This is a genomic window from Thioalkalivibrio sulfidiphilus HL-EbGr7 (genome assembly GCF_000021985.1).
GTDB classification, from domain to species: Bacteria; Pseudomonadota; Gammaproteobacteria; order Ectothiorhodospirales; family Ectothiorhodospiraceae; genus Thioalkalivibrio_A; species Thioalkalivibrio_A sulfidiphilus.
The window spans coordinates 3,211,684-3,232,332 of sequence record NC_011901.1; the positions used below are offsets into that span (position 1 = coordinate 3,211,684).

Genomic DNA, 20,649 nt, shown 5'->3' on the forward strand with positions numbered 1-20,649 from the left:
AGGTATCGGGCAGGTTTTCAGTGTTTCACGGCCATGTTGGCGTAATCAATCGTGCTGCATGCTGATTCCGGACAATGTGTTGGCCGATCGATGAGCTGATAATCTTGAAGCCTGTCCGTACGGACAGCGCCCCAGGCAAGTCCGGGATTTCCGGCCTTCCCCAGTTCCAGCCCGCAGCGGCCGAGGTGCGCCACGTATGAGTCTGTACTTCATCTCCCATCCGGCCTGTCTGGAACACCACACGCCGGCCCATCACCCGGAGCGTCCCGAACGTCTTTCCGCCATCGACGATCAGCTCATCACCTCGGGCCTGGGCATGTGGCTGGATCACCGCGAGGCGCCCCGGGTGACCCGGGAGCAGTTGCTGAGGGTGCATGACGGGGCCTACCTGGACGAACTTGCAGGCCTGCGACCCGGGCCGGACGAGACCCTGTGCATCGACGGCGGAGATACCTACGTGTCCGCGGGCAGCCTGGAGGCCGCCAGCCGGGCGGCCGGCGCGGTGGTGCACGGCGTGGACCTGGTGATGGGTGATGCGCGCAACGTGGCCTTCTGCAGCGTGCGGCCGCCGGGCCACCACGCCGGGCGCGACCAGGCCATGGGCTTCTGCCTCTACAACAACATCGCCGTGGGCGCCGCCCATGGCCTGGAGGCCCACGGCCTGGAGCGGGTGGCCATCGCCGACTTCGACGTGCACCACGGCAACGGCACCGACGACATCTTCCTGCACGAGCCCCGGGTGCTGCTGTGCTCCACCTTCCAGCACCCTTACTATCCCCACGCGGGCGCCGAGGACCGCCACGGCGCACCCCGGGTGAACGTACCCCTGCCCGCGGGTACCCGCGGCGCGGCCTATCGCGCCGCGGTCAGCGACCGCTGGCTGCCGGCGCTGGATGCCTTCCGGCCCCAGCTGCTGCTGATCTCGGCGGGTTTCGACGGCCACCTGGAAGACGACATGGCCGGTTTCGCCCTGGTGGAGGCGGACTACGAGTGGGTGACGCGCGAGCTGCGCGGGATCGCGGAGCGCCACGCCGGCGGGCGCATCGTCTCGGTCCTGGAGGGAGGCTATGCCCTGTCAGCCCTGGGACGCAGCGTGGTGGCGCACCTCAAAGCCTTGCTTTGAGGAGTGGCAAGTCTCAAGTGGCTAGTGGCAAGGAAAGCCGGAGTTTGATTTACCTTGCCACTTGAGACTTGCCACTAGCCACTGCTTTATTCAGGTTTCCACTTGATGTTGCACCCCAGGCTCGGCTTCTGGTCCTCGGGGATGGGCTGGCCGGCCAGCAGGGCGTCGGCGGCGGCGCGCAGGTCTTCGCCGGTGACCGGGAGGTCGCTGCCCGGGCGACAGCCGTCGAACTGGCCGCGATAGACCAGCTTGCGGTCAGCGTCGAACATGAAGAAGTCCGGGGTGCAGGCGGCCTGGTAGGCGCGGGCCACGGACTGATCCTCGTCGAACAGGTACGGGAAGGTGTAGCCGAAGCGGCGGGTCTCGTCCTTCATGTGTTCCGGGCTGTCTTCCGGGTAGTTCTCCACGTCGTTGGAGTTGATGGCGATCACCGCCAGGCCCTTGCGGGTGTACTCGCGGCCGAAGCGGGCGAACTCGTGACGGATGAGCTGCACGAAGGGGCAGTGGTTGCAGATGAAGGCGATCACGAAGCCCTTGGCGCCGGGGAAGTCGTCCAGGGAGACGCTCTTGCCGGTGCTCGGGTCGGGGAGGCGGAAGTTGGGGGCCGGGGTGCCCAGCTCCAGCATGACGGAGGGGGTGCGTGCCATGTTCGACTCCTTGAAAAAGGGTATGGATGCGTATCAGCCCACCATTATAACCCGAGCCTGGTGCCGGGGATTCGCCTTGACTTGTCGGGTGGCTGGCGCATGCTGGAATAACGACTGTGAACTTCACGGAGCCAAGTGATGAGCGATCTCTTCGAGGACCTGCGCCGGCAATTGGAACAGCTGCGCGATGACCTGCAATCCCGGCTGGATCGGGTGGAGCGCAATGTGCGCCATGAGGCCGAACCGCTGGACAAGGACTTCGCCGAGCAGGCGGTGCAGCGGGAAAACGAGGAGGTGGTCGATGCCCTCGGCAACGAGGCGCGACGGGAACTGGCCCGGGTGCACGAGGCCCTGAAGCGCATGAACGAGGGCGAGTACGGGATCTGCGCAGCCTGCGGTGAGGCCATCCCCGAGGCGAGGCTCAAGATCCTGCCCCAGGCGCGACTGTGCGCCGCCTGTGCGTCGCGGCAGGAAGGTGCCTGATCCGGACTTCGGGCAAGGCTCCTGCCCGAGTAGGTCGGGCTTCAGCCCGACAGACGACGTGGAACCGGGCACCGCTGTGTCGCGCTGAAGCCCGACCTGCGATGGACAGTGATCCACGGCCACAATGTCCCGTGAGCATCCTGTCACCGGCCAAGGGGGCGAACCGAGTCCCCCATGCCAATGATTTTTCTCGGGTTGAAAGCGCAGGGGGCAATCACCAATCTCTGACTCAGGACACTAGGGTAATCACTCCAGACGAATGATCGGAGGGGTCTCATGGCGGCTTGGCTGGAAGGCACAGTGGTGGAACGCAAGCGCTGGACCGAGCGTCTGCACTCCCTGCGCCTGGAAGCGCCGGTGGAGCCTTTCCAGGCCGGGCAGTTCAATCGTCTCGCCCTGGACATCGACGGCGAGCGGGTCGGTCGCCCCTACTCCTACGTGAACGCTCCGGGGCAATCGCCCCTGGATTTCTATTTCATCACCGTCCCCGACGGCCCCCTGAGCAACCGGCTAGCCGCGCTCAACCCTGGCGACAGGGTGCAACTCATGTCCCGCGCCCAGGGCTTCTTTACCCTCTCCGAGTTGCCCGACGCGCACATTCTCTGGCTCATGGCCACCGGCACGGCCATCGGTCCCTACCTGTCCATGCTGCGCACGGAAACCCCCTGGCAGCGCTTCGAGCGCATCGTGCTGATCCACGCGGTGCGCCAGGCCGAGGAGCTGACCTACCGGGATGTGATCGACGGCTTCCGGGACTTCGGCCGGCAGTTCCAGTTCGTGCCCTTCGTGAGCCGGGAGCGGCACCCCGGCGCCATGTCCGGTCGCGTGCCGGCGGCCATCGGCGACGGCTCCCTGGAACGTCGCGTGGACCTGCCCCTGTCCGCCGATGCCGCCCAGGTGATGCTGTGCGGCAACCCCGACATGGTGCGCGATACCACGGAGGCATTGAAGGCGAGGGGCATGAAGAAGAACCGGCGCAGGGAGCCGGGGCATATCACCACCGAGCACTATTGGTAGTGCTCGGTGGTGAGTGGCAAGTCACAAGACTCTGGCCAGCCAGAGTCTTGTGCGCAGACCCCAGCCGGTGGTGAAGCCCGTCTCCCGGAAGCGGATCTCTCCGTTGCCGTCCACCACGAAGCTGGCGGGCACGCCGCGTACCCCGTAGTTGGCGGCAAGGCGCCCGTCGGCATCCACGATCACCGTATGGGTGAGTCCGTTGGCCGCCATGTGTTCGCGCAGTTCCTGCGCGTTACCGGACTGGGTGGCGATGGTGAGCACCGGCCAGCTGTGGCTCAGGGTCTCGATGGAACCCTGCTCCAGCTGGCAGATGCGGCACCAGGTGGCCCAGAAGTGCACCAGCACCGTCTGGCCGCGGAAGTCCGCCAGGCTGACCAGTTCTCCGTTCAGGTCGTAGCCGCTCAGCGCCGGCGCCTCGCCGGAGATCATGTCCCGCTGCACCCAGGCCTTGATGGCCAGAAACAGCACGATGAAGAACAGGATCTCCACGCCCCAGACGATCCAGCGGCGGCGCTTGCTGCGTGTCTCACTCATGTCGATAGTCCGGATTCAGTGGTTGCGCTGAAACATCAATGGACAGGATGAACAGGATTATTCTGGGCTGGCAGGATAACGAGCTCAAAACCAAATGACCGGACAGGATTGACATGATTTACAGGATTTCAAAGTCCTTTTAATCGTGTGAATCATGTCAATCCTGTCGATTTTTTTGTTCTTCAAATCAGAAAATCCTGTTCATCCTGTCCATTGATGGTTCAGCGCCGCAGGATCGCCAGCCAGCGCCACAGGTTGAGCATGCTGGCCAGTGAAGCGGCCACGTAGGTGAAGGCGCAGGCGGTGAGGATGCGCCGCGCCGGGGCGAGATCCTGCTTCGGCAGGTAACCGCTGGCCAGGATTGGCATGGCACGCCGGTAGCTCGCATCCAGCTCCACCGGCAGGGTGACCAGATGCACCAGGGCGGCGGCGCCGAAGCTCATCATGCCGGCCAGGAACATGATCAGGCCGCCCGCCGGCGCCCGGGTGGCCAGCAGCAGCACCGGGGCGAACATCATCAGCCCCGCGCCCAGTTTCTCCGCCCCCTGGGCCATGCCCACCAGACGCGAACGCCAGGCCAGCGGCCCGTAGCCCTTGTGGTCCTGGATGGCGTGACCCACCTCGTGGGCCGCCACGGTCACGGCGGTGAGCGACCGCCCGTCCAGGTAGGCCGGCGAGAGGCGCACCGCCTTGTCCCGGGGATCGTAGTGATCGCCCCGATCGGTGACCTCCACCTTCACGTGGCCCATACCGTAACGGTCCAGCAGGTGGCGGGCGAATTCCCCGCCGGTGCCCGGATAGTCCTGGCGCTCGACGCTGTGCCTGCGCAGCACCGCCCCGGCCCACCAGGACGGCAGGAACAGCACGAGCACAACCAGGGCAATGAGGACGATGAAGATCATGGGAGGCCAATTCAAAATTCAAAATTCAAAATTCAAAGGTATCAAAACCCCGCCACCCCTTTGAATCTTGAATTTTGAATTTTGAATTCGCCCTTCACCGTATCATCTCCGCCTGCCCTGGCCGGCTGCGGGTGCTGCGCTTCTTCGGGCCCTTGCGCGCGGCCATGCGCACCAGTTCGTCCTCGTCCTGCATCAGCCGGGCGCGCTGGGCCTCGGTCAGCAGGGGGTTGCGGGCCACGAAGTAGCGCAGGTTGGGATCCCGATCCGAGACGCACTGTTCCACCTGCTCGGGGGTGAGGTCGTCGCGCTTGGCGCAGTTCAGGCGCACGGTCTGGTCCATGTCCGCCAGCAGCACGGCCACTTCATCGGCGGTGAGGTCCACGCGGCGGGAGAAATAGGCCTTCACCTGGCTGTGCTGGTCGCGCACCAGGCAGGGCCGCCACCGGGGGTCCAGGTCCGCCGACAGGGCCATCCGCATGCGCTCGGGGATGGGGATCTGCTTGTAGGTCTTGAGCAATTCGTCCATGGCGGGCGAAGGGGCTTTGTGAAATGGGTCAAAAAGTGTGCCCCGGGGTGACGCAAGGCGCAATCCTGCCGACGGCATCCAGGATGTCAAAGCCATGCCCAACGGATAGAATGGGTTATTGGCTGTCATTGTCATTTCAAGAGGTCCACCGCATTGAGCAACGCCGCCGCCCGCACCATTCCGGTCTTCCCGGTCCCCGAGACCGACCAGATCACCGCCAGCGTGCCCCATTACCAGGGCGCGGAGCTGGAGGCCGTGCGCGAGCGCATCAAGCAGCTGCTCAAGGAGAAGGACGCGGTGCTGGTGGCCCATTACTACGTGGACGGCGAACTGCAGCGCCTCGCGGAGGACACCGGCGGCTGCGTGTCCGACTCCCTGGACATGGCCCGCTTCGGCCATGAACACCCGGCCTCCACCCTGGTGGTGGCCGGTGTGCGCTTCATGGGCGAGACCGCCAAGATCCTGAGTCCCGAGAAGCGCGTGCTCATGCCCACCCTGGAGGCGGAATGCTCCCTGGACCTGGGCTGCCCCACGGACCAGTTCAACGCCTTCTGCGACGAACATCCCGACCGCACCGTGGTGGTCTATTCCAACACCTCCGCCGAGGTGAAGGCCCGCGCCGATTACGTGGTCACCTCCAGCATCGCCCTGAAGCTGGCCGAACACCTCAAGGCCCAGGGCAAGAAGCTGCTCTGGGCGCCGGACAAGCACCTGGGTGACTACATCCGCCGCCAGACCGGCGCCGACGTGGTGCTCTGGGACGGCGCCTGTGTGGTGCACGACGAGTTCAAGGCCCAGGCCCTGCGGGACCTCAAGGCCGAGCACCCGGAGGCCGCCGTGCTGGTGCACCCGGAGTCACCGGCCGCGGTCATCGCGCTGGCCGACGTGGTGGGCTCCACCACCCAGCTGGTCAGGGCGGCCGCCGAGCTGCCCCACAAGACCCTGATCGTGGCCACCGACTCGGGCATCTTCTACAAGATGCACCAGGCGGCCCCCGACAAGACCCTCATCGAGGCCCCCACCGGCGGCCACAGCGCCACCTGTCGCAGCTGCGCCCACTGCCCGTGGATGGCCATGAACGGCCTGCACAACCTGCTCTCCACCCTGGAGACCGGCGCCAACGAGGTGCACGTGGAGGAAGCGGTGCGGGTCAAGGCCCTGCGCTCCACCCAGCGCATGCTGGATTTCGCCCGCCAGCTGCAGCAGCCCGTGCTGGGCCGGGGTGACGCATAAGGATGTCATCACGGTTCACGCAAACGGATGTGCGGAGGCTCACGGCATGAGCTACGCCTACCGGCACCAGCCGCTGATCCCCATGGCGGTGTTCCGCAAGCTGGCCCACAGCCTCTCGCCGGATGAACTCTCCCGCCTGCCCCCGGAGAAACTCCCCGACAACATCCCGCTGGATTTCGTCGAGGAGGTGCCCCTGTACTCCCGCTCCGCGGTGGAGACCCTGATCCTGGCCGCCAACGCCTACCATCTGCAGCAGCGCATGGCCATCCAGGAAGTGTTCGGCGAGGACGTGCTCAACGCCCTGGACCGTTCCAAGCGCACCGGCAACAAGGCCAACGTGAAGATCTTCCGCCAGAAACTGTCGGACCTGGAAAAGCTCGATCAGCAATGGCGCCAGCAGGGTGACGACCTCTCCCTGCAACGCCTGGTCGCCAGCCTCAAGACCTTGAACGGCCTGCTCATGGACGTGCGCGCCGAGGTCACCGAGGCCACCCGTGCCGCGCGCCTGCTGCGCGCCCAGCACCCGGACTACGAGCAGATGGCCACCTTCGAGGAGGCCATCGCGCGCCTGCACGCCCACGCCGAGGACATCGAGCTCCTGCTGGCGCGCTTCTACCTGATCCGCACCGGCATCAGCCACCACGAGATGCAGGCCAAGGCACGCCAGATCGGCCAGCTGGACGAGGACTTCCGGCGCCTGGGTGAGCAGATCGAGGACCTGCGTGAACAGCTGGAGCGTTCCCAGGCCCTGTGGCGTCGCGCCCTGGTGCGCGGCAAGGCCAACCTGGAGGGCGAGCAGCTGCAGCAGCGCATCTCCGATATGGTGGCCGAGCAGCGGGCCAAGGAAGTGGTCATCTCCGAGAACGATCTGACCCTGTGGCTGGACGCCATCGTGGACGCCAGCCTGCACCCCTTCACCCGCAAGAAGGTGGCGCGCAGCATCAGCGAGGCGCGCATGGCGCTGTACACCCTGCTCAACCGCTACTGCCTGCAGCAGGAACAGTCCGCCATGCAGATCGCACGCAACCCCTTCCTGCAGGTGGACCCGGAAGACGCCATCCGCTTCATGCTCATGTCCGAGCAATTCATCCTCAACTACTTCGCCCGCAAGCGGAACGAGAACACCGCCTGGATCAGTGACGTGGCCCAGGTGAAGAAGGACGATCTCGACGCCCTGGAGCGGGACATCCTCACGGAGCTCAAGCGCTCCAGCAAGTTCATGAGGAAGGGCTGATTCACAAACCATGATTCAAAATTCAAGATTCAAAATTCAAAGGTAAAACCAGCAAATCTCCGTTGTTTCCCCCTTTGAATTTTGAATCTTGAATTTTGAATCGCCCTCAAACCGTCTGCCGATGCCCGCCCGGCTTCCACGCCGGCGCGATCACGTTGGGCATGTCGGAGCGCGACAGCAGTCGCGCCGGCGCCAGGGTGAATTCCCCGTAGCGGCGGTTGATGGCGTCCATCACCCCGTGGGCCGCCCGCACCCGGGCCTGGTCGGCGGCGCCGGGGGCCTGCCCGGCATCGAACAGCTCCAGCTGCCCGGCCGCCGGGCAGGGCTCCAGGGCGGTGATCTGCACCTGGCTCACCCCCTCCCCCGACCAGTGTTCGTTCAGCATGCGCCGGCACAGGGCGTTGAGCTGGCGGCTGTCGTCGGTGGCCACCGCCGTGCGGTAGGTGCCGCCGATCCAGCCGTAGTCGGCGCGCAGGCCGATGAAAAAGCGCAGCGCCAGCAGGTCGTGGCGGCGCAGGCGGGTGCCCACCTTGAAGGCCATGTGCTCCAGGTAGGTGAGGATCACCGCCCGCTCCCGGGTGCCCGGGGGCATCACCTTGCCGTGACCCAGGCTTCTGGGCGGCGCGATGCGCGTCTCCACCGGCGTGGGATCACGCCCCTGGGCCATGAGCCAGATACGCCGCCCCAGGTTGCCGAAGCGCCGCGCCAGCTCGCTCACCGGCAGCTGCGCCATGTCGCCGCAGGTGTAGACCCCGCGCTGTTCCAGGTACCCGCCGATACCCCCGGCGATGCCGCACAGCTCCGTGACCGGCACCGGCGCCAGGCGCGCCGCCGCTTCCCAGGGGGGGATCACCGTGAGCCCGTCGGGCTTGTGCTGCTTGGCGGCCCACTTGGCGGTGGTCTTGTCCCCGGACATGCCCACGGAACAGGGCAGCCCCGAGGCCTCGCGCACCGTGTCCTTGACCCGCCGGGCGATCACCTCGGGCGGGCCCAGCAGGCGCTGGCAATGGGTCACGTCCAGGAAGGCCTCGTCCACGGAGAACACCTCCAGGTCCGGGGTGACGCTCTCCAGGGCGGTCATGATGTCCGTGGAGACCCGGGCGTAGCGCTCGGGCCGGGCCGGGATCTGCAGGATGTCCGGGCACAGTTGCCGGGCCTCCTTCAGGCGCATGCCGGTGCGTACCCCGTGGGCCCGGGCCTCGTAGGATGAGGTGATGATGCAGGTGCCGGTCTGGCCGTTGGTGATGCCCACGGGCCGGCCGCGCAGCTCAGGATGATCCAGCTGCTCGATGGAGGCGAAGAAGGCGTTCATGTCCACCAGCACGATGGCCCGTTCCCAGGGTTCGGACATGGCGCTTCACCGGTAACCGCGAAGCTGGCCCACCACCACGCCCTGGATGCGCACCCGGGCGGCGTCGTAGACCAGGGGGGCCATGGCCGGGTTCTCGGCGCGCAGCTCCACCTGCCCGTCCGGGCGGTGTCGGATGCGCTTCAAAGTCGCCTCCTCATCGTCGATCAGCGCCACCACGATGTCCCCGTCCCGGGCGCTGTCCGCCTGCTGCACCACCACGGTGTCACCGTCCAGGATGCCGGCCCCCACCATGGACTCCCCCACCACCCGCAGGGCGTAGCGCCCCGGACCCAGCAGGAAGTCAGCCAGGTCCAGGGTGTCCTCGCCGGGGATGGCCTCGATGGGCCGGCCGGCGGCGATGCGGCCCACCAGGGGCAGGCTGAAGGCGGCGTCGCTGCCCGTGGGGCGCAGGCCGCGCCAGCCCGGGGACTCCCGGGTGAGGAAGCCCTTGTCCACCAGGGCCTGCACCAGGCGGTGCACCGCCCCCTTGGAACGCACCCCCAGGGCCTCGCCGATCTCGGTCAGGGTGGGGGCGTGGCCGTGGCGGTGCAGGTGGCGGCGGATGACGTCGAGGGTGTTGCGCTGCTGGGGGGTGAGCATGGCGGAAGGTTCCCGAAAGGTTCTCCATGAGCATAGAGAACCTTTCGGGAACCTTCAAGAGGTGTTCAGAGGGACTCAGCGCCCCCGGCGGAAGAAGTCCAGCAGCCCCGCCAGGGCCGTGTTGCGCCCCGCGCTCCCGGCGCCGTCGCGCAGGTCCGGGCCGCCGGTGGGGTCGGTGGCACCGGCGAACAGGTTCACCAGGGCATCCACGGTGGTCTCGTCGAAGTCGTAGGGCTCGAAGCGCTTGAAGCCGCGCTGCTTGAGCAGACGCTCCACGTCGTCCTCCACCGGCACGTACTTCATGGACCAGTCCACGAAGCTGCGAAACGGGATGGGCTTGACGGAGATGACGTCCACGTCCTTGTGGCGGGGATCGCCCAGCAGGCGACGGTACAGAGTGTTCACCTTGCGCCGGTCACCTTCCAGTGCCTGGAAGAAGTAGCCGTGGCCGTAATAGAGCACGCCGCCGATCTCCTGGGAGGGGTTGTTGCGCCGGGAGGCCTGCAGGATGCGGCCCATGTCCAGCTGCTCGTTGAATTCCGGGGTGGCGGCACTGACGTAGACGAAACGCACGAGGTTCATGGCGGGAGGCCTTTATTGTTGTGGTCGGGGCTGACGGCCGGGGCACGGCAGATCCCATTCAGAACCCGGCAGGCCCGCCGGAGTTCCCGAGCACGGGACTCAGGCTTAGGCTCAACCCTGTTCCGCCGCCAGGGCCCGCAGGCCGTGCAGCACCTGGGGCAGCACCGGCGATTCGCTGTCCCGGGGGAAGACCATGTAGGCGGGCAGGCTCAGGCGCGGGCTGCCCGGCACCGGGAACAGCCTGCCTGCCTCGATGAGCGGCCGGGCCATGCGCTCCGGCAGGAAGCAGGAGCCGCCGTTGCACAGGATGATCTGCACCCCCAGCCAGCCGATGTTGGCGTGCAGGGCCGGACGCTCCACGTCCGGGTAGTGCTGGGCGTGCTGGGCATGGAAGGCCGGGCCCCAGTCCACGTGCACGTAGTCCTCCCCCGGCCCCCGGGCCTTGGGGTCGGTGCCGCACAGCACCAGGGTCTCGTCGAACAGCTGCTCCACCGTGAGCCCCGGGCTGTGGCGCGGGGTGTACATGAGCCCCACGTCCAGGGTGCCCTCCACCAGGCGGCGCATCAGGTCCTCCTCGAAGCCGATCTCGCTGCGCACCGAGACATCCGGGGCACTGGCGCGGAAGCGCCCCAGCCACTGGGGCAGGAAGCCCTCCCACAGGGCGATGCGCGCGCCCACGGTGATGCTGGCCCGGAAGCGGCTGGGCAGGCCCACGTCGTGGCGGGCCTGCTCCAGGGTCAGCAGCAGGGACTTGGCGTGGCGCAGGAAGCGCCGCCCGGCGGCGGTGAGGCTGGCCCCCGAGCGGTTGCGCACGAACAGCCGGTTGCCCAGGTCCGCCTCCAGGCGCTGGATGCGCGCGCTCACCGTGGACTGGGTGACATGCAGCCGCTCGGCCGCCTCCAGGAAGCTGCCGTGGGCCGCCACCGCCAGGAAGGTGCGTATCTGGTCCGTGTCCATGGATTTAATATCGGATATGCCGATATCAAAGTCCAATAAGTTTCGTTTGTCTTGTGTTATGGCCTCGTATAGCGTCAATGCATGGGACCCACGCAGGAGGACACGCCATGGGCATCGCACTGAACGAACGACGCATCGAGACCGACGAGGAAGGCTTCCTGATCGACCCGGAGGCCTGGGACGAGACCGTGGCCGAGACCCTGGCCCGGCAGGAGGGACTGGAGCTGGGCGCGGAGCACCGCAAGGTGCTGGACTTCATCCGTCGCCACTACGACACCCAGCACGTGGCCGTGGACGCCCGCTTCGTCATCAAGTACCTGGCCGAGGAACTGGGCTACGGCAGGCAGGCCCGCCAGCGGCTCTACGAGCTGTTCCCCTACGGCTACATGCAGCAGGTGTGCAAGATCGCCGGCATGCGCCGCCCCCGGGCCTGGAGCACGGGCTGAAGAGCCTGTTCTCTCGCGGAGACGCGGAGGCGCAGGGAAAAATCATCTGCAATAGGCTTTTCCGTGCCCCCGTGGCTCCGTGAGAGGGATTTGTTTTCAGCAGGACCCGGCAAACCCCATGTGCTCTCACGGAGCCACGGAGGCACGGGGAGAACCAAATCAAGACGTTTCTTTCTCTGCGCCTCCGCGTCTCCGCGAGAGAACAGGGGTTCCCTAAACCTTCAGTCGCCGCCGAACAGTTGGCGGAAGCCCTCGATGCCTGCCACGGTCACCAGGGTCGTGCCCACGGACCAGAAGGCGAGGCTCACGGTCATCCACAGGGCCGTGGCGCGCCGGTCGGCGTGCAGGGCCAGGGCCATCACCGCCGCCAGGTGAATCCCCGTCACCGCCGGACCCGCCAGGGCCAGCCCCGGCAGGCCCCACTTCGCCCAGACCCGCATGGCCCGCGCGCTCCAGCGCCGGCGCACCGGCCCCCGGCGCCGTTCCCACCACTGAAACAGCGCGATGATGCCGAACACCGGCAGGGCATTGCCCACGAAGCTCACGATCGTCACCGGCACGGGCGCGAGCCCCGCGCCGATGGCCACGGGGATCACGATCATGATCTCCAGCCAGGGGGTGGCGGCGGCGAGGAAGACCAGGGTGTATTGCCAGAGGAGGTCCATGGGGGGCCTTGGAGACTGAGACTTGGATATATCCCTGAACATAAACACATAGGGGCCCATTGAGGGCCCCTATGTGTTGCGCCCGAGAGGATTGACTCGGGCCATCCCTGGCCCTCGCCCCTGCGGGGCAGTGCGCATTCGCGCACTGTCAGATTGGCCTTCCTGCCAACCTAATGACTCGGGCCATCCCTGGCCCTCGCCCCTGCGGGGGCAGCGCGCATTCGCGCACTGTCAGATTGGCCATCCTGCCAACCTGATGACTCGGCCCATCCCTGGGCCTCACCCCTGCGGGGCAGTGCACTATCCGCACTGTCAATCCGGCTGTCCTGCCGGATTAATCGAACCGGAGGTCCGAACCAAAGCTTTCGGGCGCGCCAGATACCCAAAGGCCCACCATTGTAGGCGGGCCTTTGGGTATCTGGCGCGCCCGAGAGGATTCGAACCTCTGACCTCTGCCTCCGGAGGGCAGCGCTCTATCCAGCTGAGCTACGGGCGCGTAAGGGTCGGAATCTTACTCTGACGGAGGAACCGCGTCCATGCCCGCCCGGGCTGCGCGACGGGCGGGGCTTCATCCTGGTGCAGTCTTGGCAGCCCTTGCACACCGGGCGGGCAGCTAGTGTCCTGTCTGATCAATATCTTGTCATTCAGCGTGGCTGTGCGGGCGTGTGGCTAGGCACGCTTGCGCAGGAATGGCCACCCCCATTTCAAGCAAGCGTAACAACGCCACACGCCCGCACAGCCGCGCCCGCAGGGAGCCTCGCAAAAGCGGCAATGCGGCGTTGCGCACCTTGCCAAGGGCTTGCCATTGGCTGCGATGCGCGCCTTGCCTTGGCGCTTTTGCGAGGCTCTGAATGACAAGATATTGATCAGACAGGACACTAGAACCGCGCGGCAAGGCGGGACGCGGCCCGGCTGGCTGGCCCGGTGCTTGCTTGAAGTTCTTGCACACCCGGCGCCCCGGGTGTGGCCTGGCGGGACGACCCCCGGGCGCGGTGGACCTTGCGGGACGACCCGCGGATCGCACCCATGCCACGCATCTGGAGATACGAAGACGGCCGCTGGCCGAATCTCGCCGCACTGACCTATTGCCTCGCCGCCTACGCGGGCGGCCTCGCGCTGATCACCCAGGGTTCGCTGTTGCTCGCCCTGCCAGGCATCCTGCTGCTGGCCCACGGGCTGGTGATCGGCGCCTACCTGATCCACGAGTGCGCCCACAACACGATCCTTCGGGACAACCGCTGGAACGCCCGGCTCGGAGAGAACCTCAGCTGGCTGGTGGGCAGTGCCTACGGGGATTACGAGGGCATCCGCCACAAGCATTTCCGCCACCACGTGGATCGGGCCGACATCGTGGCCTTCGACTTCCGGGTGCATCTGCAGCGCCACCCGGCGCTGCTGCGGGTGATCCAGACCCTGGAATGGTTCTACATCCCGGCGGTGGACCTGCTCATGCACGCCCTGGTCCTGATCCTGCCGTTCACCCTGCCCTCGCGCCGGCAGCGGCGCACCCGGGTGATCGGGGTGCTGCTCACCCGTCTGGCCTTCTTCGGCCTGATTGCCGCCCTGAGCCCCATGGCGCTCATCTACTACGCCATTGCCTACCTGCTGTTCCTGCACGTGCTGCGCTTCATGGACGTGCACCAGCACACCTACCCCCTGTTCGAGCACCTGGAACAGGCCCAGGGCGAATCCACACCGGCCTTCGACCGGGCCCACGAGGAACGCAACACCTATTCCAACCTGGTCTCGGTGCGCCACCCGTGGATGAACCTGCTGACCCTGAACTTCGGTTATCACAACGCCCACCACACCCGGCCCACGGAACCCTGGTACCGGCTGCCGGCCCTGCATCGCAGGCTCTACGGCGATCAGACCGACCGGGTGCTGCCGGTCGGCCGGCTGCTCGGGGCCTACCACCGCCACCGGGTCGCCCGGGTGCTGCACGCGGACCCGCCGGACCGGCCGGTGGGCGATCCGTCGGGCTTCGTGGGCGTGGTGGGCGTGTCCTTTCTGACGGCGCACTGAACGCGGAGGTCTTCACTTGGAACTCAAGGTCTACAAGAGCCTGTGGGGCTACGACGGCGACTGGAAGCGGGCCATCCTCGAGGCCCTGGCGGACGGCTTCGACGGCATCGAGGGGCCGGCCCCGGTACAGACCTCGGAGCGCCGGCATTTCGGCCGCGCCCTGCAGGTGCATGGTCTCGACTACATCGCCGAGATCTGCACCGCAGGCAGCTACGTGCCGGATCGCCAGGCAAGCCCGGAGGAACACCTGGGCTCGCTGCGCCAGCGCCTGGAATGGAGCGCGGAACTGGCGCCGCGGCGGGTGACCTCCCTGGCCGGTTGCGATGCCTGGCCCGAGGACACGAGCCGCGATTTCTTCGCCGAGGCCATGGCACTGGCCGAGTCCTACAACCAGGAGATCAGCTTCGAGACCCACCGGGGCCGGTCGCTCTTCAACCCCTGGACCACCCGGCGTCTGGCCGAGGCCCTGCCGGGACTTCAACTCACCGCCGACTTCAGCCACTGGTGCGTGGTGTGCGAACGGCTCATGGACAGCGAGCGGGACGTGATCGAGGCCATCGCCCCCCGGGTACGCCACGTGCACGCCCGGGTGGGCTACGAGCAGGGGCCGCAGGTGCCCCATCCGGCGGCCCCCGAGTATGCCCAGGCCCTGAGCGCGCATCAGGGCTGGTGGGAGATCGTCTGGAAGGCGATGGCAGCACGGGGCGACACCCTGGCCACCCTCACCCCGGAGTTCGGCCCCGACGGCTACCTGCACCACCTGCCCTTCACCGGCGTGCCCGTGGCCGACCTGCGCGAGATCAACCGCTGGATGGCCCATACCGAACGGGCGCACTTCGCCCAGTGCATGGCGGGGTAAACGGTCATTTCTTTTTTAGCCACAGAGGACACAGAGGTCACAGAGAAAAGATCGGAAAGCAACATCGCTCTTGATTTGTGATGTGCTCCGGTTCCCGCACCGGGGTCGAAGGCCGCGCAATCGCATTCCTCTAGTCTTTTTCCTCTGTGACCTCTGTGACCTCTGTGGCTAACACGCCCTTGCCTTTCATAACCCCCGCCCCAAACAGGTACAAACCCACCCCGCACGCACCAGTTGAGGGCAGACACCCTCGTCGCGTCCCCGCCCGGTACACCGTAGACATAGACAAAACAGGGGCTTGGCGACCACAACGACCGATGGCACAGGCGTTGCTTTGCACGTATTACCGAATCAACCAACGGTAATACCCCTGGAGGCAGCACCATGTTCAAACCCCTCAAGCGACTCTTCGGTGCCCTGGTGGGCATCACCATGCTGGGCATGTCCGCCCAGGCCCTGTCCGAACCCCTGAAGATCGGCTACAGCGACTGGCCCGGCTGGGTCGCCTGGGAAGTGGCCATCGAGAAGGACTGGTTCAAGGAAGAAGGGGTGGACGTGAAGTTCGAATGGTTCGACTACGTGGCCTCCATGGACGCCTTCGCCGCCGGCCAGCTGGATGCCGTGGCCATGACCAATGGCGATGCCCTGGTCACCGGCGCCACCGGCGCGCGCAACGTGATGATCATCATCAACGACTACTCCAACGGCAATGACATGATCATCGCCCGGCGCGGCATCAGCTCCGTGGCCGATCTGAAGGGCAGGAAGATCGGCGTGGAGATAGGCTTCGTCTCCCACCTGCTGCTGCTCAACGCCCTGGAGAAGAACGGCATGAGCGAATCGGACGTGGAGCTGATCAACGTGCCCACCAATGAGACGCCCCAGGTGCTCGCCTCCGGCAACGTGGACGCCATCGTCGCCTGGCAGCCCAGCTCCGGCCAGGCCCTGAACCTGGTGCCCGGCTCCACCGCCATCTACACCAGCGCCGACGAACCCGGTCTGATCTACGACGTGCTGGCGGTCTCCCCCACCAGCCTGGCCGCGAACCGTGACGCCTGGATCAAGGTGGCGCGGGTCTGGTACCGGGCGGTGGATTACATCCAGGATCCGGCCACCCGCGCCGACGCGGTGCGCATCATGGCCGCGCGCGTGGGCATCCCGCCCGCCGACTACGAGGGCTTCATCGAGGGCACCAAGATCCTGACCCGTGAAGAGGCCATGGAATTCTTCACGAAGGGCGACGGCTTCACCTCCCTGTACGGCTCCTCGAAGATCGCCGACGAGTTCAACGTCGCCAATGACGTGTATACCGAACCGCAGCCCGTCGAGGACTACATCGACGCCAGCATCACCGGCGCCCTGTAAGGACCGGCCCACCAGATCCGGCAGGCGGAGAGACGGGACCCATGAACAAGCCCTGGTTTGCGGTGCGCAAGGAACTGTCGTCACGACGACGCACCTTCCTGGCCGTCATGAGCTTCGTCCTCCCCCTGCTGGTCTGGTCTTTGTTCAGCTATGTGCCCTTCATCTGGCATCCCCAGGTGGAGATCATCGAACCCGGTGAGGTGGACTATTTCCGCACCGGCATGCTGGTGGACCGCGCCGTCTTCGAACAGGAAAAGGAGGCGATGCGCGCCGAGGGCCGCGAACTGCCCACCGGCACGCGCACCAACCCGGTCTACCTGCCCGCGCCCCACCAGGTGGCCACGGCCCTGTACACGGCCTTCACCACCGAACCCCAGCGGCGCAATGAGAAGTGGCTGCACGAGAGCCTCGCAGACAGTATCCAGGTCATCTTCTGGGGCTTCTTCCTGTCGTCTTTGATCGGCGTGCCCCTGGGCATCCTGGCGGGCACCTACGTGGCGGTGTCGCGCCTCACCGAACCCTTTGTGGAATTCTTCCGCTACCTGCCGGCGCCGGCCTTTGGCGCGCTGGCGGTGGCCATCCTGGGCATCCACGATGCCCCCAAGATCGCCATCATCTTCATCGGCACCTTCTTCCAGCAGGTGCTGGTGGTGGCCAACACCACCCGCAAGCTGGACCCGGCCCTGCTGGAGGCCGCCATGACGCTCGGCGCGCGCAACGCCGGGCTGCTGTTCAAGGTGGTCATCCCGGGCATCGCCAGCGACCTTTACCGGGACATGCGCATCCTGCTCGGCTGGGCCTGGACCTACCTGATCGTCGCCGAGATGATCGGCGCCAGCTCCGGCATCACCTGGTTCATCACCCAGCAGGCCCGCTACAAGAACTTCGACAACGTGTTCGCGGCCATCCTGATTATCGGGATCATCGGCCTGACCACCGACCTGATCCTCGCCTGGCTGGGTCGGCGCCTGTTCCCCTGGCAGCGCACCGCCCGCGCCTGAGACTCACGGAGCCCCCCATGACCCGTCTGGAACTGCCCAGCTACCGCGACCAGTCACCGGAGGTGGCCGACCGCTTCGCGCGCCTCAAGGAACGGCCGGTGATCCTGGAGGTGAAGGGCCTGACCAAGACCTTCGACACGCCCCAGGGCACCGTCACCGCGCTCAAGGACATCAGCTTCCGCACCCACCAGCGGGAGTTCGTGTGCGTCATCGGTCCCTCCGGCTGCGGCAAGTCCACCCTGGTGCGCACCCTGGCCGGCCTTGAGGACTACAGCAGCGGCGAGGTGCTGCTGGACGGCAAGCCGGTGCATGGCCCGGGACCGGATCGCGGCATGGTGTTCCAGGGCTACACCCTGTTTCCCTGGCGCACGGTGAAGAAGAACGTGATGTTCGGTCTGGAACTGGCCGGACGCAGCCGCACCGCCGCCGAGGAGGAGGCGCTGCAGTGGATCGATCTGGTGGGCCTCACCAAGTTCGCCAACAGCTACCCCCACCAGCTCTCCGGCGGCATGAAACAGCGGGTGGCCATCGCCCGGGCGCTGGCCAACCAGCCGCGCATCCTGCTCATGGACGAGCCCTTCGGCGCCCTGGACGCCCAGACCCGGGCAAAGATGCAGGGCTACCTGCTGGAGATCTGGAAGAACATCGACATCACCATCGTGTTCATCACCCACGATCTCGACGAGGCCATCTTCCTGGCCGACCGCATCCTGGTGCTCAAGGCCCACCCCGGCGAGGTGCAGGAACTCATCGAGGTCCCCGTGCCCCAGCCACGCAACCCGTCCCAGTTCCTGAGTCCCGAGTTCCTGGCCACCAAGCGCCGTCTCGAGGAACTCATCCATCCGCCAGGCGCAGAGACCGAAGAAGGGGTCAACGGCGACCGCCTCAACATGGTGCGCATGGTGCCCGTCAACGCCAAGGTGGAGTCCGTGTTCTGATGCTCAACGACTGGTACACCATGACCTGGGAAGAGATCGGCGCGCTGGTGGCGGGCGGCATGGACAGCGCCATCCTGCCGGTGGGCGCCACCGAGCAGCACGGCCCGCACCTGGGATGCGGCATGGACGCGGAGATCGCCGCGCGCCTGTGTCGCGACGTGGCGGAAAGCACCGGCGCCATGCTGCTGCCCGCGCTGCCCTACGGCTGCTCCATCGGCCACTCGAGACGCTGGCCGGGCACCATCGCGCTGCAGCCCAAGACGCTGATCGACGTGATCAAGGACATCGGCGACTGGGTCTACGCCTCGGGCTTTCGGCGCCTGTTCCTGGTCAACGGGCACGTGACCAACGAGGCGCCGCTGCGCTGCGCCCTGGAGATGCTGCGCGCCGAGCACGACGACCTGATGGTGGCGCTCGTCAACACGCCGGCCATCAGTGAGCGGGTGCGCACGGCCCATTGCGCGGACGGCATGGACTGGCACGCCAACGCCGCCGAGACGGCACTGATGATGGCGCTCTCGCCACACATGCTGCGCGCGGAGCGCATCCGGGACGCCGACGATCCCGACCGCACCGAAGACTGCGTGTTCGCCCACCCGGTCAACCGCACCAGCACCAACGGCGTCACCGGACACCCGAGCCGCGCCAACCGGGAACAGGGCGCGACCCTGTACGCTTGGATGGTGGAGGACCTCAGTGCCCGGGTGCGCAAGGGCATGGCGGAGACGCCACCCCTGCCCCATTCCTATTTCAGATCCATCCAACCCGACAACGGGAAACCCTGACATGAAGACCAAGACCGCCGACGAGATTCGCCAGATCCAGGACCGCCTGCGCGCCCAGGGCGTGAAGTACTGCCTCGGCGCCTACGTGGACATCCACGGCGTGCCCAAGGGCAAGGTGGTGCCCATCGACCACCTGCCCCACATGGCCCACGGCTCCGAGCTCTACACCGGCTATGCCCTGGACGGCCTGGGCCAGGCCCCCAACGAGGACGAGATCGCCTCGGTGCCGGACCTGGACCACATCATCCAGCTGCCCTGGCGGCCTGAGGTGGCCTGGATGCCCGCGGACAACACCTTCCACGGCAAGCCCTATCCGTTCAGCACCCGGGTGGCGCTGAAGAACATGATCGCGAAGGCCAACGAAATGGGCTTCGGCTTCAACTTAGGCATCGAGGCGGAGGTGTTCCTGCTGCGCCAGACCGGGGACGGCGGCCTCGAGGTCCCCAACCCCGACGACCGGCTGGTCAAGCCCTGCTATGACGCGCGCGCCTTCCTGGATCAGTTCACCTGGCTGGACAAGATGGCCACCACCATCAACGCCCTGGGCTGGGACCTGTATTCCTTCGACCACGAGGACGCCAACGGCCAGTTCGAGTTCGACTTCCGCTACGCCGACGCGCTGACCACCTGCGATCGCTTCACCTTCCTGCGTCTGATGGCCAAGGAGTACGCCAAGGAGGAAGGCCTGATCGCCACCTTCATGCCCAAGCCCTTCGCCGACAAGACCGGCAACGGCGCCCACTTCAACATGTCCCTCTATGATCTTGAGACCGGCGCGAACCTGTTCGCCTGCGATCCGAAGGAAGACCCCCGCGGCCTGGGCCTGACCGAGATCGGCTACCAGTTCATCGCCGGCATCATCAAGCATGGCAAAGCCCTGTGCGCCGCCTTCGCGCCCACGGTGAACAGCTACAAGCGCCTGGTGCGCCAGGGCGACATGCCCTATTTCACCTGGGCGCCGGTGTTCAACTCCTTCGGCTCCAACAACCGCACCAACTCCGTGCGCGTGCCCATGGGCGGCGGACGCTGCGAGTCGCGCAACGCCGACGGCGCGGTGAACCCCTACCTGGCCGCCACCCTGGCCCTGGCCGCGGGCCTGGAAGGCATCCGCGAGGGCCTCGACCCGGGCAGGCCCCAGGAGGACAACCTCTACGAACTGAGCGACGCCGAGCGCGCCGACCGGGGCATCGAGTTCCTGCCCAAGAGCCTCGCCGAGGCCATCGATGCCTTCGAGGCGGACCCCTTCGTGGTCGAGGCCCTGGGCCAGGGCCTGCGCGACGAGTTCATCAAGTACAAGCGCGCCGAGTGGACCAGCTACCACCAGACCATCTCCGCCTGGGAGATCGAACGCTACAGCCACCTGTTCTAGGGAAAGC

Annotated in this window: 22 protein-coding genes and 1 tRNA gene; 13 read left to right on the plus strand and 10 right to left on the minus strand. The window is 66.5% G+C overall.

Going from position 1 to position 20,649, the window contains the following annotated elements:
- Positions 1 to 196 precede the first annotated feature (196 nt).
- Positions 197 to 1,123: a histone deacetylase family protein gene (locus TGR7_RS15370; protein WP_012639595.1), complete on the plus strand. Its 927-nt coding sequence runs from the start codon at positions 197 to 199 to the stop codon at positions 1,121 to 1,123.
- Between the two features lie 86 nt (positions 1,124 to 1,209).
- On the opposite strand, the gene TGR7_RS15375 is transcribed toward TGR7_RS15370, so the two are convergent.
- On the minus strand, positions 1,210 to 1,770 hold the full coding sequence (locus tag TGR7_RS15375; protein WP_012639596.1) for a thioredoxin family protein: 561 nt from the start codon (positions 1,768 to 1,770) through the stop codon (positions 1,210 to 1,212).
- A gap of 138 nt (positions 1,771 to 1,908) precedes the next feature.
- Here TGR7_RS15375 and TGR7_RS15380 point away from each other — a divergent pair, with 138 nt between their 5' ends.
- On the plus strand, positions 1,909 to 2,253 hold the full coding sequence (locus tag TGR7_RS15380; protein ID WP_012639597.1) for a TraR/DksA family transcriptional regulator: 345 nt from the start codon (positions 1,909 to 1,911) through the stop codon (positions 2,251 to 2,253).
- Between the two features lie 276 nt (positions 2,254 to 2,529).
- Complete coding sequence (locus TGR7_RS15385; RefSeq protein WP_012639598.1) at positions 2,530 to 3,270, plus strand: ferredoxin--NADP(+) reductase; 741 nt, start codon at positions 2,530 to 2,532, stop codon at positions 3,268 to 3,270.
- A gap of 21 nt (positions 3,271 to 3,291) precedes the next feature.
- Here TGR7_RS15385 and TGR7_RS15390 read toward each other — a convergent pair whose 3' ends face one another.
- The 3 genes from TGR7_RS15390 to TGR7_RS15400 all read right to left on the minus strand — a co-directional run bounded on the left by TGR7_RS15390 (position 3,292) and on the right by TGR7_RS15400 (position 5,232).
- A complete protein-coding gene (locus TGR7_RS15390; RefSeq protein WP_012639599.1) occupies positions 3,292 to 3,804 on the minus strand; it encodes a protein disulfide oxidoreductase in 513 nt (170 codons plus the stop codon).
- A gap of 221 nt (positions 3,805 to 4,025) precedes the next feature.
- Positions 4,026 to 4,706, minus strand: coding sequence for a zinc metallopeptidase (locus tag TGR7_RS15395; RefSeq protein ID WP_012639600.1), 681 nt, complete (start codon positions 4,704 to 4,706; stop codon positions 4,026 to 4,028).
- 94 nt (positions 4,707 to 4,800) lie between these two features.
- Positions 4,801 to 5,232 carry a hypothetical protein gene (locus TGR7_RS15400; protein WP_012639601.1) on the minus strand — a complete coding sequence of 144 codons (432 nt, stop codon included), beginning with the start codon at positions 5,230 to 5,232 and terminating at the stop codon, positions 4,801 to 4,803.
- A 153-nt stretch (positions 5,233 to 5,385) separates the two neighbouring features.
- Between TGR7_RS15400 and nadA the strand changes: the two genes are divergently transcribed.
- Positions 5,386 to 6,465 carry a quinolinate synthase NadA gene (gene nadA, locus TGR7_RS15405; RefSeq protein WP_012639602.1) on the plus strand — a complete coding sequence of 360 codons (1,080 nt, stop codon included), beginning with the start codon at positions 5,386 to 5,388 and terminating at the stop codon, positions 6,463 to 6,465.
- Between the two features lie 46 nt (positions 6,466 to 6,511).
- Positions 6,512 to 7,699, plus strand: coding sequence for a hypothetical protein (locus TGR7_RS15410; protein WP_012639603.1), 1,188 nt, complete (start codon positions 6,512 to 6,514; stop codon positions 7,697 to 7,699).
- Between the two features lie 106 nt (positions 7,700 to 7,805).
- Here TGR7_RS15410 and TGR7_RS15415 read toward each other — a convergent pair whose 3' ends face one another.
- The 4 genes from TGR7_RS15415 to TGR7_RS15430 form a co-directional block, all read right to left on the minus strand.
- Positions 7,806 to 9,050 carry a DNA polymerase Y family protein gene (locus tag TGR7_RS15415; protein ID WP_012639604.1) on the minus strand — a complete coding sequence of 415 codons (1,245 nt, stop codon included), beginning with the start codon at positions 9,048 to 9,050 and terminating at the stop codon, positions 7,806 to 7,808.
- A 6-nt stretch (positions 9,051 to 9,056) separates the two neighbouring features.
- On the minus strand, positions 9,057 to 9,650 hold the full coding sequence (gene lexA, locus TGR7_RS15420; RefSeq protein WP_012639605.1) for a transcriptional repressor LexA: 594 nt from the start codon (positions 9,648 to 9,650) through the stop codon (positions 9,057 to 9,059).
- Positions 9,651 to 9,725: 75 nt separating this feature from the next.
- Positions 9,726 to 10,232 (minus strand): BLUF domain-containing protein, encoded by a 507-nt coding sequence (locus TGR7_RS15425; RefSeq protein ID WP_012639606.1) that lies wholly within the window; start codon positions 10,230 to 10,232, stop codon positions 9,726 to 9,728.
- Between the two features lie 111 nt (positions 10,233 to 10,343).
- On the minus strand, positions 10,344 to 11,189 hold the full coding sequence (locus TGR7_RS15430) for a LysR family transcriptional regulator (protein WP_012639607.1): 846 nt from the start codon (positions 11,187 to 11,189) through the stop codon (positions 10,344 to 10,346).
- A gap of 107 nt (positions 11,190 to 11,296) precedes the next feature.
- Between TGR7_RS15430 and TGR7_RS15435 the strand changes: the two genes are divergently transcribed.
- Positions 11,297 to 11,635: a TusE/DsrC/DsvC family sulfur relay protein gene (locus tag TGR7_RS15435; RefSeq protein ID WP_012639608.1), complete on the plus strand. Its 339-nt coding sequence runs from the start codon at positions 11,297 to 11,299 to the stop codon at positions 11,633 to 11,635.
- A 221-nt stretch (positions 11,636 to 11,856) separates the two neighbouring features.
- Here TGR7_RS15435 and TGR7_RS15440 read toward each other — a convergent pair whose 3' ends face one another.
- Both TGR7_RS15440 and TGR7_RS15445 read right to left on the minus strand, forming a co-directional pair.
- A complete protein-coding gene (locus TGR7_RS15440) occupies positions 11,857 to 12,300 on the minus strand; it encodes a small multi-drug export protein (protein ID WP_041442051.1) in 444 nt (147 codons plus the stop codon).
- 419 nt (positions 12,301 to 12,719) lie between these two features.
- Positions 12,720 to 12,796, minus strand: a tRNA-Arg gene (locus TGR7_RS15445).
- Positions 12,797 to 13,326: 530 nt separating this feature from the next.
- Between TGR7_RS15445 and TGR7_RS15450 the strand changes: the two genes are divergently transcribed.
- The 7 genes from TGR7_RS15450 to glnT all read left to right on the plus strand — a co-directional run bounded on the left by TGR7_RS15450 (position 13,327) and on the right by glnT (position 20,642).
- Entirely contained in the window at positions 13,327 to 14,325 is a 999-nt protein-coding gene (locus TGR7_RS15450) for a fatty acid desaturase family protein (RefSeq protein WP_012639610.1), read from the plus strand.
- Positions 14,326 to 14,341: 16 nt separating this feature from the next.
- A complete protein-coding gene (locus tag TGR7_RS15455) occupies positions 14,342 to 15,184 on the plus strand; it encodes a sugar phosphate isomerase/epimerase family protein (RefSeq protein WP_012639611.1) in 843 nt (280 codons plus the stop codon).
- Positions 15,185 to 15,568: 384 nt separating this feature from the next.
- Positions 15,569 to 16,549, plus strand: a complete 981-nt coding sequence (locus tag TGR7_RS15460) for an ABC transporter substrate-binding protein (RefSeq protein WP_012639612.1) — start codon at positions 15,569 to 15,571, stop codon at positions 16,547 to 16,549.
- Positions 16,550 to 16,590: 41 nt separating this feature from the next.
- Entirely contained in the window at positions 16,591 to 17,550 is a 960-nt protein-coding gene (locus TGR7_RS15465; RefSeq protein ID WP_012639613.1) for an ABC transporter permease, read from the plus strand.
- A 17-nt stretch (positions 17,551 to 17,567) separates the two neighbouring features.
- A complete protein-coding gene (locus TGR7_RS15470) occupies positions 17,568 to 18,488 on the plus strand; it encodes an ABC transporter ATP-binding protein (protein ID WP_012639614.1) in 921 nt (306 codons plus the stop codon).
- Positions 18,488 to 19,273: a creatininase family protein gene (locus tag TGR7_RS15475; RefSeq protein ID WP_012639615.1), complete on the plus strand. Its 786-nt coding sequence runs from the start codon at positions 18,488 to 18,490 to the stop codon at positions 19,271 to 19,273. The genes TGR7_RS15470 and TGR7_RS15475 overlap by 1 nt, the downstream gene beginning before the upstream one ends.
- Position 19,274: 1 nt before the next feature.
- The gene (glnT, locus tag TGR7_RS15480) at positions 19,275 to 20,642 is read left to right on the plus strand and encodes a type III glutamate--ammonia ligase (RefSeq protein WP_012639616.1); all 1,368 of its coding nucleotides are present in this window, start codon (positions 19,275 to 19,277) and stop codon (positions 20,640 to 20,642) included.
- The last annotated feature ends 7 nt before the right edge of the window (positions 20,643 to 20,649 follow it).

Coding starts and splice junctions, on each gene's coding strand:
- TGR7_RS15440 (WP_041442051.1), bottom strand. CDS start 12,300: ATGGACCTCCTCTGGCAATACACCCTGGTCTTCCTCGCCGCCGCCACC.
- TGR7_RS15415 (WP_012639604.1), bottom strand. CDS start 9,050: ATGTCCGAACCCTGGGAACGGGCCATCGTGCTGGTGGACATGAACGCC.
- TGR7_RS15470 (WP_012639614.1), top strand. CDS start 17,568: ATGACCCGTCTGGAACTGCCCAGCTACCGCGACCAGTCACCGGAGGTG.
- TGR7_RS15425 (WP_012639606.1), bottom strand. CDS start 10,232: ATGAACCTCGTGCGTTTCGTCTACGTCAGTGCCGCCACCCCGGAATTC.
- lexA (WP_012639605.1), bottom strand. CDS start 9,650: ATGCTCACCCCCCAGCAGCGCAACACCCTCGACGTCATCCGCCGCCAC.
- TGR7_RS15380 (WP_012639597.1), top strand. CDS start 1,909: ATGAGCGATCTCTTCGAGGACCTGCGCCGGCAATTGGAACAGCTGCGC.
- TGR7_RS15450 (WP_012639610.1), top strand. CDS start 13,327: ATGCCACGCATCTGGAGATACGAAGACGGCCGCTGGCCGAATCTCGCC.
- TGR7_RS15410 (WP_012639603.1), top strand. CDS start 6,512: ATGAGCTACGCCTACCGGCACCAGCCGCTGATCCCCATGGCGGTGTTC.
- TGR7_RS15430 (WP_012639607.1), bottom strand. CDS start 11,189: ATGGACACGGACCAGATACGCACCTTCCTGGCGGTGGCGGCCCACGGC.
- TGR7_RS15395 (WP_012639600.1), bottom strand. CDS start 4,706: ATGATCTTCATCGTCCTCATTGCCCTGGTTGTGCTCGTGCTGTTCCTG.
- TGR7_RS15375 (WP_012639596.1), bottom strand. CDS start 1,770: ATGGCACGCACCCCCTCCGTCATGCTGGAGCTGGGCACCCCGGCCCCC.
- TGR7_RS15400 (WP_012639601.1), bottom strand. CDS start 5,232: ATGGACGAATTGCTCAAGACCTACAAGCAGATCCCCATCCCCGAGCGC.
- TGR7_RS15390 (WP_012639599.1), bottom strand. CDS start 3,804: ATGAGTGAGACACGCAGCAAGCGCCGCCGCTGGATCGTCTGGGGCGTG.
- TGR7_RS15385 (WP_012639598.1), top strand. CDS start 2,530: ATGGCGGCTTGGCTGGAAGGCACAGTGGTGGAACGCAAGCGCTGGACC.
- TGR7_RS15465 (WP_012639613.1), top strand. CDS start 16,591: ATGAACAAGCCCTGGTTTGCGGTGCGCAAGGAACTGTCGTCACGACGA.
- TGR7_RS15460 (WP_012639612.1), top strand. CDS start 15,569: ATGTTCAAACCCCTCAAGCGACTCTTCGGTGCCCTGGTGGGCATCACC.
- TGR7_RS15370 (WP_012639595.1), top strand. CDS start 197: ATGAGTCTGTACTTCATCTCCCATCCGGCCTGTCTGGAACACCACACG.
- glnT (WP_012639616.1), top strand. CDS start 19,275: ATGAAGACCAAGACCGCCGACGAGATTCGCCAGATCCAGGACCGCCTG.
- TGR7_RS15435 (WP_012639608.1), top strand. CDS start 11,297: ATGGGCATCGCACTGAACGAACGACGCATCGAGACCGACGAGGAAGGC.
- TGR7_RS15475 (WP_012639615.1), top strand. CDS start 18,488: ATGCTCAACGACTGGTACACCATGACCTGGGAAGAGATCGGCGCGCTG.